Genomic DNA, 11,584 nt, shown 5'->3' with positions numbered 1-11,584 from the left:
CCAACCCGCCGTGCCATCCGGCAAAAGAACCGGAAAATCGCCGTACCTTGGATAAGCGTGCGCCAGACATCGTCCCGGCGGCGGCGTTCTGTCCGATCCATCGCGAGAGCTGACTATGAACATCGCCATTCTGACGTTCGCTCGAAAGAGGGCCACAGCCGGGGCGAAGATATTGCCGTCTTGTTTTCAGCACGTTGAGGCTGTCTAGTAGGACTGTCGAGATCCAATGCGCAAGCGGGGCATCATGCACACTCATCTTGTTTTCACGGTCATTGCAAAGGACCGGCCAGGCCTGGTCGAGCGGATGGCGGAAATCATCGCCGGCACCGGCGGCAACTGGATCGAAAGTTCCATGGCGCGTCTGGGCGGTGAATTTGCGGGCATCGTGCGAATCGCGATCGAGGGGCTTCGTGCCGACGAACTGGTGGAGAAGCTGCAGGCACTTTCCGCCGATGGGATCGACATCACGCTGCGCTCCGACCAGACGGGCGCTGAATTGCCGCAGGGCGCATCCGCCCATCTGGATCTGGTTTCTCAGGACCACCCTGGCATCCTGCGCGATATTACCCGCGTCCTTTCCGAAAGGGGCGTCAGCATCGAGCATCTGGAGACCGAGGTCGTCACAGGCTCGATGCAGGGCGAGGCCCTGTTCAAGGCCTCAGCAGATCTGCGTCTGCCAAGCGGGCTGGACCCTGCGACCCTGAGCGAAGCGCTTCAGGAGACGGCAGGAGACTTGATGGCGGATATCAATCTGATTGACTGATGCTGCACTGCCCTGCCAAACGCTGGCTGCACGTTAAAGGCTAGGCAGGAGAGGGGCTTCACGCAATGCTCGACCGGCTGGATTTTACCGGTGAACTCTGGCTGTCCGCAGGTCCAGGTGGCTGGACCTTCGTCACTTTGCCGCCTGCGTGCGCCGATCAGATCCGGTTTTTCATCGGCAGCCGCATGGGCCGCGCCTGGGGCATGATCAAGGTAAAGGCGCGGATCGGCGCGGCTGAATGGAGCACAACCATCTGGCCGGACAAGGCGTCCGGCTCGTTCCTGCTGCCGGTGAAGGCTGCCGTGCGCAAGAAAGAGAAGATCGCAGCCGGGGACAATGTTGACGTAAGCCTGTGGCTACAGGTGCCGCCGGGCTTTTGAAAGGCGAGGGCGGTTTGAACCGCTGTTCTCTGTCAGCCAGTCTCGGCCAGCCGGATCCAGGCGGGCGACTTTAAGCTGCAAGCGCCCAGTCGGCTGCATCCGTCCGCGCGCCGATCAGCGCAAGGCCGTTGGCAACGGACGTCAGCTCGTTGCCACCGGAAATCCGTTCCTGGCCAAAACGCTCGGCGAACTGGCGGCGCACCGCAGGCACGAAGGAGGTCCCGCCGGTCATGAACACCCGGTCGATATCGGCTTCGCGCAAACCGGCCTTTTCCAGCGTGACATCAAGGGCCAGGTCCATCTTCTTCAGGTCCGGCGCGATCCAACCATCGAAATCCGCGCGCTTCACGGTTGCCCGGAAGTCCGGCCCCAGCGGGGCAAACGTCAGCTCTGCCTCGTCTTCGGAGGAAAGCAGCGCCTTGGTCTCCGAGACGGACTTGTAAAGCGGGTAGCCCTGGTCCTCTTCCACCAGATCGATGAAAAGTTCGATCTTCTCAGGCTCGATGCAGTAGCGCAGCAGCTTCTTCATTTCCTTGAAATCGTCGGACGTCTTGAAGATCGACAGCATGTGCCAGCGTGCAAAATTGGAAAAGAGGTTGGGCGGGATCTCCAGTATCTTGCCCATGCTTTGATAGGTGGTGCCTTTGCCAAGCTTCGGCAGCACCACATTGTCGATGATGCGGTAATCGAACGTATCGCCGGCAATGCCGACACCACCACGGCCGAGCGGCGTGGCCTTCAGATGCCCGGCTTCCGTCTCGAAGCGCATGATCGAATAGTCGGTCGTGCCGCCGCCAAGGTCGGCAACCAGGATGGTCGTGTCCTCTTCTAGCGATTGTGCATAGGAAAAGGCCGCGCCGACGGGCTCCATCACGAAAAGAATGTCCTCAAAACCGACCTTCCGAAACGCCTTCCGGTATCGCTCCATCGCCAGCTCTTCATCCGGGTTATGGCCTGCAAACTCCACCGGCCGACCGACAACAAGCCGCGTCGCCGCCGGATCAAACGCAGCTCCCGCCCGCTCAAACGCCCGCTGCAGAAACGTCGCCATCAGATCTTCAAACTCAAACCGGACGCCGAACACGCCCGTACCCTTGAAAACCCGACTCGCCGCAAACGTCTTCAGCGACTGGATAAACCGCACATCCCCAAAACTCTCCAGAAACTGCCGGATCGCCCAGGGCCCAACCTCCGCATTCAAAGCCCTGGCAGGCCCCCGGTCGAGAAAACTGAGAACGGTCGGAAGCGAGGTGAAACTGTCATTGCCATCCGCGAAAGTGACGGGCGTCGTCGCCGCTGGCCCGTTCGCGAGCACCGCGACCGTATTGGAGGTGCCAAAATCGAGGCCGATGGTCTGTTTCATGGGGGAATCCTGTTAAAACGATAGGCAAGGGGCCACGGCCAGTTCGTCGCCGGACGGATCTTTCTCCGATCGTACTTGAAGGCAGGGCAATTCAAGCAACCGGGCCGCGCGGAACTCTCTGATATTGGAATGGTCGTGCGGAATATGCGGGAACAGCACGAAATGCAAGCAAAACGGGACGATTAGCATGCGTTCGATCGGGTGAGGGTGAACGTTTCAATCATCAAGTGAATGGTTTCGTTTGGCAAAAAAGATTGGTCAGGACAACAACAGGAAACTAATGGCGGGCCTATTCGCAGGTCCCGAGGCGCCAGCTTTGATAATCGGAGAGCCAAAGGGGGGCGGTGTGTGGGGGCGAAAAGATGACGGTGTGTACACAAAATCCGGTCACTGCAAACCTGGTTACTTTTGGTGGAAGCATCAAACCGATTCTCCGCCCGCTATTCACGTCCAATGTGCAGCTTCCATCATCGTGACATTCTGACACTTTGTTGCTGCGCGAAATTCGATTATGGTAATTTCTGTCAGAAGATGGACATGAACTGACTAAAGGTTTAACCAAGTCAGCCGGTTGACGTCCTGATTGCGCGTCATCAGAGACCATTAACTGCAGATTGGCAACATGCACTCAGAAACTTTACGCCAAGGCCTAAAGCGCCAATTCGCGATCACTTTCGCCTTGATCGTCCGCGAAATGACGACCCGCTACGGCAACAAGTTTGGCGGCTACATGTGGGCGGTGCTTGATCCGGTTTTGACGATTGCAATTCTGACAACAGTGTTTTCAGCAGTCGCACATATCCCGCCACTTGGAAGAAGTTTTACCTTGTTTTTTGCGACGGGCTACATCGCATTCTACATGTATCGTTCGACGTCAGAGCAAGTAGGGTCTGCGGTGGAGGCAAATAGAGCTCTGTTGAATTACCCTGTCGTGCGACCATACGATACAATTTTGGGAAGGATATTCTTGCAGGTAGCGACGCTTTTCGTCGTGAATGCTCTTCTTTTTGGAGTTCTCTATCTCGTAGTACCCTTTGAACGTATAGATTTAGCGCCTATTTTCTTGGCTTCTTTGATTGCGATCCTGTTAGGTGCAGGTGTAGGAGCCTCTAATATCGTCTGGTTCCACCTGAGCAGTACCTATCAACAGATCTGGGGCATTATCAATCGACCGGCTTTCATCGTTTCCGGTGTTTTCTTCCTACCGGACACCGTTCCCCATCCGTTCAGAGAATGGCTCATGTGGAATCCACTTGTGCACATTGTCGGCCTCTTCCGAACCGGGTTCTATCCCACTTATCGGGCTGCTTATGTCGATATGCCCTATGTAGTCGGGTTAACTGCCTTTTCGATTGTTTTCGGCTTCTTTCTGGTTTGGCTTTATGATGCGCAACTAAGGGAGCCGAAATGATCAGATTGGATCGCTTGACCAAACGCTTCAAGCTCAAGGGCGAGATGCGCTACATCGCCAGGGATGTGTCGTTCACGGTGCCCAGGGGCAACAGCATTGGTTTGCTGGGGCGCAACGGCGCTGGCAAATCCACACTCCTTAGGCTCATTGCCGGTACGATCAAGCCGACCTCTGGCAGGATTATCCGTCTCGCCAACGTGTCATTTCCGCTTGGTTTTCAAGGCAGTTTCAATGGTTCTCTAACAGGAGAGCAGAATGTGCGCTTCGTTGCCCGCATTTATGGTCACGACACGGAACAACTGGTCGATTATGTGCAGGATTTTGCAGAACTTGGAAAATCCTACTACATGCCTGTGAAAAGCTATTCCTCCGGGATGAAGGCGCGGCTGGCCTTTGGCGTCAGCATGGGGATTGATTTTGATTATTATCTGGTCGACGAAATCACCGCAGTTGGCGATTCGAACTTCAAGAAAAAATGCAAATTGGTTTTTGAAGAAAAGCTCCAGAACTCCGACATCATCATGGTGTCCCATTCAAACGCGTCGCTTAAAGAGTACTGCACGACTGGAATTGTGTTAGAAGATGGAAACTTAACTTATTTTAACAATATTGACGATGCAATTAACATGCACAATGACAACATGGCACGCCGATAGTGCGGTCTCTGATTACTTGAAGGTTTGATTGAACATGTCTGCTGTCGAAAAAATCCCTGGCGAAAAGACTGACGAGAATAGTCAGGGAACGGTGTTCAATCTTCCGTCGAAAAAGGGTGCTGCCGTTGCCAAGGCAAATTCTAAGGACGGTAAGCTGATTAATAGGCTGAAAAAGTCCGGCCTCGATCCGCAGAAACTGCTTGATTTGGCACTGCCGACAGCGACAGCGAAGTCCGTTACAAAAATGCGGCACAGGATGATCCTGTTAGGCTTCATGCTGTTTGTTGCCATGCCAGCCTCAGCGTTTTCTGCCTATATGTTCTTCTGGGCCAGCGACCAATATCACAGCATGACAGCATTTGCCGTCCGCAGTTCCCAGCCTGTTGCAGCGACGGAAGTGCTTGGCATGGTCATGGGAAATGCAGGAGGAGAGTCTGTTACCTCCAATAGTTATATCGTCACGGACTATCTCCAAAGCCAATCCGTGCTGGAGGACCTTCCGGACGACCTGGATTTGCAGACCATCTTCAATCGCGAACCCTCGGATTTTCTGTTCAGCATGGGCAGCGATCTGCCGGTCGAAGACCGCTTGAGCTACTGGAACGACATGGTTGACATCAGCTTTGATGCGACCTCTGGGGTCATTCAGGTTGAAGTGCGCAGCTTCCGCCCGGAGGATTCGGTCGAGATCGCCAAGGCAATCCTTAAGCGCAGCGAAATACTGGTCAATCAGCTTTCAGAAGCAAACCGGCGAGAGACGGTGCGCTTCGCGGAAGAAAGTGTCGCGCGCGCCGAGGCGCGCCTCAAAGCAATTCGCAAGCAAATGCTCGCCTACAGAAATGAGACACAGGAAGTCAGCCCGGAGGAAAACGCCAAGCTTGCTGCGGAAATGATTGCCGGGCTTGACCAGCAGAGGGCGAGCCGGGAAGCGGAAAAAAAGACTCTGATGAGTTACCTGGACGAGGATTCTCCGCGCATTAGGCTGCTGAACCAGCAAATTGAGGCCCTGGAAGGTCAGATTTCAAGTGCGCGGGAACGCCTTGGCTCCGGCGTATCGCCTTCCGGTTCTTCTGGGACCAGCAGAACAGCACTTTCCTTCCGACTTGCAGATTATTCAGAACTCGCGTTGGAAGAAGAATTTGCTCAACAGCTCTATGTAACGTCGCTCGCCAGCCTGGAAACAGCGCGTCAGGAAGCTGACAGCAAACATCTCTATCTGGCGACATTCATCCAGCCGACCCTATCAGAAGACGCGCAATATCCGCATCGTTTGCTGTATTCTCTGGCAGCGTTTTTGCTCCTGGCAGGAGGTTGGTCTGTTGTTGTTTTGATGTATTATAATGTCAGAGATAGAACGTAAAGCTGCAAAGAAGAGCTAGTAAAAGCTGAGCACAACAACATAAGAAAACTGCAGGTTTGTTACGCTATTGCCGTACGTTCATATTTATCGTTCGTTAATACCAAGCTCAATTGATCAGAACACATGTTTCCAATTCCGGTTCCCGATGGACATGATGGTCCGCGGTTGATCGAGAAGTCTGTTCCAAGCTTGGTGGAATAGCGCCCAGTTCTGTTAGTAGGAATTGAAGATCCTGTTTGAGACTCAGCTTTCGCGCATGAACTGCCAGATGGTTTCGACCGGATTGAGCTTCGGGGCTTGGGCGGCAAACGCAGGACCGTGATGTTGTCCGGCGCCTGAAGCTTTCCTGTCATGTGCTAGTTGGTTCGATCCATCATCAGGAGCACCTCAGGACCTTGAACGTTCTGGACGACTTCATCTGTGAGGGGCCTGGGCATTGAAGTGGCTATTTCCATCTCAGTCCTTCGCGTCATGCGCACGCTGGAGCGGATCATTGAATGGCGCGGCCAGCCGTTGAACATCCGAGTAGACAATGATCCGGAAAACGTCAGTGCTGGGCTTCAAGACGTGGGATCGGCTGGAATACATCCAGCCCAGCAAACCGCAGCAGAACGCCTATGTCAAACGTTACAACCGTACCGTGGGCCATGAATGGCTCGGACAATACATATTCGAAACGATTGAGGAGGCGCAGGACCACACAACGCGTTGGCTATCGCCATACAACAACGAGCGGCCCAACATGGCTATTGGCGGTATTACGCCCGCTATGAAACTGAAAATAGCCGCCTGAATTCCAGTTTTCAAACCCATTAAAAATGGGATGATTACCATTGTTCCGCCTCGTAATTTATTGAGGTAAAAAAAAATTATCAAAATCAATGCTCTATTAAAGCGATTGACTTGGTTTCAATTGGATACGGAATATTGTCTCAATGGCATCCTTCAATTCGGTAGTAGTTTCGGAGATATAAAGATTTTTCGAAGTTGAATGAAACTTAAATTCTTCTGCCCCGATATTATTTGTAATCACGGGCCTTTGGGCTGCAAGCGCTTCAAAAATCTTGAAATTTAACCCACCTTTTACTGTTATTGGAGCAAACACAACGTCAACAAATTTGTAAAACATTTCCGGACTTTTCACATAACCTAGTTTAATTATGTTAGGTTCACTTGAGTCAATAAATCTTGCAACATCACCAGCTACAACAAAAGTGCCGCCAGCCAGGAAAAAACCGATTTCTTTAAGTTGCTGAAGGCTCACGTTTAACGCTTCGACATTTGCTTGCATTCTGCCGCCAAAAAAACCAACTCTCAGGTTTGAATTCTCAGTTTTAGCAATTGGTGAGATCCATTTGAAGCTAGGTGGCGCATACTTCAATTTGCTAGTTCTAGATAATTCTCTAAATCTATTATAATCTTTCTTTGATATAGCAACAAAGCTCTTCCCACTTTCTAAAATCGCATTTTCTGTCTCTTTTTCTTTATTGAGAAGCCATCTATCAAATGCGCTATTGGTTAGTATACTTGCAGCGCGATCTTGCATAACGTCATGAGTGTCAACAAAAAGCTTTTCGATCTGAAATCTCTTGTCATAAGTCCATATGTAAGAACAAATCAGTACATCAGGATTCATCTTATTTATTGAATGGATATCTTTGTTAGACATTTTGCACGCTAAGAGGCGAATAAAAGTTGGTAAATAGTCGTTTTTGCGACGAATTGATCTTAGGAGAAAAGTAAGTACTTTATTTTGTATTCTCGCTATCAGATTCGTCTGGTAACTTTGAAAGGAGATCCCCATAGCGTACAATAGCGTACGAAATTTCTTAGGTATGTTTACACTAGAAGGAATAAGAATAGTAAGATCAGTTTTTGCGCACAGAGATACTGCTATATCAAAGCACCTCATTGCAGACCCATTTCTAATTGGAAATAGTTTTCCAGGATAAATAAGAAAAACAGTTTTTCGTTTTCTTCTCTGATTTGAGAAATGATCCGAAATGAGGGTTAGTCTATTTTGGTAAAAAACGTATATGCTTGAAACAGCGTGATTAAGCGTTTGAAATATCGTTTCGCGAAACTGATCGACGCTGGGGGAGCCTACAAAAATAATACGCTTAACCTCGAACGGCAACGTTGCAATTTGGTGCATTTCGTTCAACAGGATAGACGTTTGGCCAATATTCACATTGTCGCGTTCGAGACCATAGATGGCAAAGACGCCGTCGTTAGAAATCCTACTATTTTTTAGGAGTAGGTTTAGCTCAGTGCTGCAGGTACATAAAACTAGTGTGCTCATTTTACCTTTTTCTATACATCTCGACAGTTTTTGAGAAACGATCTATAAACTGTTTCGCGGGAATTGAATTTCCGAATTTAGGGTCCACGTATAGTGAGCTTTCAATCCACAAGGCGCAAACAATATCAATTATGGAGCGCGAACGAGTTCGAGAGCTGATAGTGACTTCATCATGCGTTAAGCCCCAATTGCTGTAATATGGCGCTCCAAAACACCTGACGGGCTTTTCTGCTATCAATGCCTCAAATCCCATGCCTGAAGTTACCACAAAAACTTTATCCACTACGTCAAATAGCGAGTGAGGGTTAACTTCAGTGTCTATCAGATGTACCCTGTTGAGCGACTTAAATGAAGCTATTCGAGTATTTGAAAAATAGCTATTCATGCCGCCTACTGTGGCATCGGGATGTCGCTTTAAAATAATCTCATGGTCTGTGTGCTCCAATATTGCCGTCTGTAGCATCCTGTTAAATGAGTGCTCGTCAGCTAGGCCTGATTTTATTGAAGCATCACCAAAACGTTGATCTATCAAGAGGATCTTTTTACGTCCATCTTTATACTGGTCAAGTTCAAGGTCAGGAGCATGATTATATTTTGATAGACGTTCTCTTCTATAAGATATAATAAAATCTGACGCTATTTGAGCGAGGTCGGCTGATGGCGACCAATCGCTATTGAGTGTTTGCTGGAATCTATTATCAGACCGAGCATCGTAGTATGCGCCTAAATCATCACACAAAAAAGACAGTCCTGGACTACCCTTCGCGCCTATTTCAATTGACCGAATAAAACCATCTTCAATTTGAACGTATGGCCTGCCAAGCTTCTTAGAGTTGGTATCAAATTTTTTCCTGGTGCGACTCATGGAAGTACCCCACCTTAAAAAAACTTCGCTGCGAGCACTTTCGTCAGAAAGTGAGTAACTATTTCCACCGAAAGTTCTCTCTTTAGATTTAGTGGCTTCCAGTATGTATTTTTGTACACCGTTGATGACTTCTAAGTTGTCGAGTTTATTAGCTAATGAAACGCTGTTAACTCCAACATTCATAAATTGCTTGTACTGTACAAATGATTGATCTCGATATCTGAGAAGGTTTGAGAGGAAAATTGGTGTCGATATGTCACGCAGTGCCTCAACACTTGCACTAGGAAGAAGAAGTCTATTGGTTCCTAAATACAAGATGTCATTCAACAGAGCGTTTTTATCAACTTCAGAAAAGAAACCGGCAAAACCCGATTGAAGTATATTGCTGACTTCGTCGTCTGAAAATATTTTCCCGGGCAGGACACCCACATTAGAAAAAGACAAATACTTGTCATAGTTCTTCTCTAGTGCGTCACGTTCGTCGACAATTACGATTGGGTTTCCTGTGTTTTCTGCGTATCGGGCCACGTCCCAGATGATGTTGTTATCATCTAGGTTGTCGGCGAATAGGAAGGTCGGTTTTCTATTATAGTGAAGGCCACAATGGAATATTACGTTCCGAAGCTTCATTTCCAGAGAGTTGTCTATGTCCTCTGGCTCATATTGTACAGTGTATTCTGAAATATTACGGCTATTAAAACCAATTTCCGCAACGGCTTGAGCAATCACCTCTTTATGAGGTAATGTATCGTCGAGGAGTATCGTGGAGAGAATACCTAATTTGTAATCTTTTTCGCATTTAAGTACTGATGAGATCAGTCTGGTCTTTAGTATTGATAGTATTGATTCATCGGAAAGTTTGTCTATTTTGAGTAAAATAGGTTTTAGGTTGTCATTTTGTGTTTTTATTCTTAGATTTTTATGCGAAATTACAAGGATAGCTACTTCATCGCTGCCACCGGGTCGGGTAAACGGAGTAATGTTGGGATGTGTGTTTCTGATAGGGGCGCGTTTCGGCTCAACTTCCCTCAGGCTAAAGAGGAAATGATACAAATCTACAGCCCAAGGTTGTTTTTTTAGCCAATTGGGACTTTTCTTTTCGATAAAAGAAGATAGTTTAAACTTATTCATCTGGACTGCTAGCCTCGTCGACAGGAAGTAGCAAGAAGTCGGAGCCAAAAGATTTTTTTACATAGTAATTGTGGTTATTACATAGAAATTTTATCGTGTTAATTTCGTTGCCAAATGCCTCTAATAGTAAAATTGGCTTGTCTCTCTTGATTGTTTCTATTGCGCCACTTACTACCTTATCTAGCATACCTTCCACGTCAATTTTCACGAAGCCTACTTTTTCGTTTTTAAACAGGTTATCTATGCTATCTATTTGGATTTCCCCATCGTTGCTCTCCTGCACTTCGTTTCCACCAATATTGAAAAAATTATTTTCATGTAGCGTCCCGCGTCCAGCGCCGGAACCGAGTGCAATGTTATGTAGATAAATGTTTTCAAGATTGTTTAATGTGATGTTTTCTTTGAAAATAGTAAGAACATGATCGTTTGGGTCAAAGGCAAAGACTTTACTCGCTCCGCATATTAAGCTAAAAAATATTGAGTGGTTACCGATATTGGCTCCTACGTCTATAACGTTAATATTTTTAAGATCGATGCCAATGTTTATCAAGTAACTAAGAATCTTAATTTGATAAAAATTTCGTCTTCTAATAATTTCCCGTTGCAGAAAGTCGTAATTACCTTCCGGTAGGTACATTTTGATCGATTGATTTCCAAAATTAAATGAAAATACTTTGTCTTTTTGAGAATGGAATTTTTCGATAGCGAAAATAGATCCTTGGAGGAATTCCAAGTGATTGCAGACCTGGTCAATTTTAGAAGATAGATTTTCAACCATTTTTAATAGTTGAACGTCGTTAACATCGCGACTTTCTGTCATGCTACCTCTTTTTTGTTTCTCTATTTCTTGGTTGGGTCGTCGGCACTCGTCGCCATTTTTTCGGTCTTTCAATAATCTAAGAACGGCTTTAGGTCCATATAATTTGCATCCAGCTTCGGTGCTTGGGCTCGGATCGCCAGCCATCTTTTCCATAGCTCCACTGTAACAGTCCAATGGAACAGGCGGATAGATAAGCCCTGTTGTTTCAACAGGTTATTGATTTCATTGAGGTCTTGATGGTGCTGCCGGAGAGATTTGAACTCTCGACCTCTCCCTTACCAAGGGAGTGCTCTACCCCTGAGCTACGGCAGCATCTGGCTTGTCTTTGGGACAGGCTCGGCGTCTGGCTGGGTGCTTGAAAAAGCTTGAGTTGCAAGACGCAAGTGCTGGTGCCGATCAGCGGTGCCGACCGGAATGAGGGGGCTTTTGCCATAAGAGCCTCTGGGACGCAAGCGGTGTTTTGGGATTTTTTTCCGGTGTCTTTTGAGGCCTTCGGAGAAAGCGTCGGGGATTGACCGGATCATGCCGCCAAG

At 48.2% G+C, this 11,584-nt stretch carries 9 protein-coding genes, 1 tRNA gene and 1 pseudogene; 6 read left to right on the top strand and 5 right to left on the bottom strand.

Annotated elements, in window-relative coordinates; all coding sequences use genetic code 11:
- Positions 1-244 precede the first annotated feature (244 nt).
- Positions 245-763: a glycine cleavage system protein R gene (locus V1T76_RS00675; protein WP_330558700.1), complete on the top strand. Its 519-nt coding sequence runs from the start codon at positions 245-247 to the stop codon at positions 761-763.
- Positions 764-828: 65 nt separating this feature from the next.
- Positions 829-1,143 (top strand): DUF1905 domain-containing protein, encoded by a 315-nt coding sequence (locus tag V1T76_RS00670; RefSeq protein WP_330558699.1) that lies wholly within the window; start codon positions 829-831, stop codon positions 1,141-1,143.
- Between the two features lie 70 nt (positions 1,144-1,213).
- Here V1T76_RS00670 and V1T76_RS00665 read toward each other — a convergent pair whose 3' ends face one another.
- A complete protein-coding gene (locus V1T76_RS00665; protein ID WP_330558698.1) occupies positions 1,214-2,506 on the bottom strand; it encodes an Hsp70 family protein in 1,293 nt (430 codons plus the stop codon).
- Positions 2,507-3,128: 622 nt separating this feature from the next.
- Between V1T76_RS00665 and V1T76_RS00660 the strand changes: the two genes are divergently transcribed.
- The 4 genes and pseudogenes from V1T76_RS00660 to V1T76_RS00645 all read left to right on the top strand — a co-directional run.
- Complete coding sequence (locus V1T76_RS00660; protein ID WP_330558697.1) at positions 3,129-3,917, top strand: ABC transporter permease; 789 nt, start codon at positions 3,129-3,131, stop codon at positions 3,915-3,917.
- Entirely contained in the window at positions 3,914-4,573 is a 660-nt protein-coding gene (locus V1T76_RS00655) for an ABC transporter ATP-binding protein (protein WP_330558696.1), read from the top strand. Before V1T76_RS00660 ends, V1T76_RS00655 begins: the two co-directional genes overlap by 4 nt.
- 34 nt (positions 4,574-4,607) lie before the next feature.
- Positions 4,608-5,933: an RkpR, polysaccharide export protein gene (locus V1T76_RS00650; RefSeq protein WP_330558695.1), complete on the top strand. Its 1,326-nt coding sequence runs from the start codon at positions 4,608-4,610 to the stop codon at positions 5,931-5,933.
- Between the two features lie 389 nt (positions 5,934-6,322).
- A pseudogene (locus V1T76_RS00645) lies at positions 6,323-6,726 on the top strand (integrase core domain-containing protein); the annotation flags it as partial.
- A 96-nt stretch (positions 6,727-6,822) separates the two neighbouring features.
- Here V1T76_RS00645 and V1T76_RS00640 read toward each other — a convergent pair.
- The 4 genes from V1T76_RS00640 to V1T76_RS00625 form a co-directional block, all read right to left on the bottom strand.
- Positions 6,823-8,235, bottom strand: coding sequence for a glycosyltransferase (locus V1T76_RS00640; protein WP_330558694.1), 1,413 nt, complete (start codon positions 8,233-8,235; stop codon positions 6,823-6,825).
- A 1-nt stretch (position 8,236) separates the two neighbouring features.
- Positions 8,237-10,231, bottom strand: a complete 1,995-nt coding sequence (locus tag V1T76_RS00635; protein WP_330558693.1) for a capsular polysaccharide export protein, LipB/KpsS family — start codon at positions 10,229-10,231, stop codon at positions 8,237-8,239.
- On the bottom strand, positions 10,224-11,195 hold the full coding sequence (locus V1T76_RS00630) for an FkbM family methyltransferase (RefSeq protein WP_330558692.1): 972 nt from the start codon (positions 11,193-11,195) through the stop codon (positions 10,224-10,226). Before V1T76_RS00630 ends, V1T76_RS00635 begins: the two co-directional genes overlap by 8 nt.
- A gap of 93 nt (positions 11,196-11,288) precedes the next feature.
- Positions 11,289-11,363, bottom strand: a tRNA-Thr gene (locus tag V1T76_RS00625).
- Positions 11,364-11,584: the final 221 nt, after the last annotated feature.

It is taken from the genome of Roseibium sp. FZY0029 (assembly GCF_036350355.1).
Taxonomy (GTDB): Bacteria; Pseudomonadota; Alphaproteobacteria; order Rhizobiales; family Stappiaceae; genus Roseibium.
This window is presented reverse-complemented; position numbering and strand designations above follow the sequence as displayed.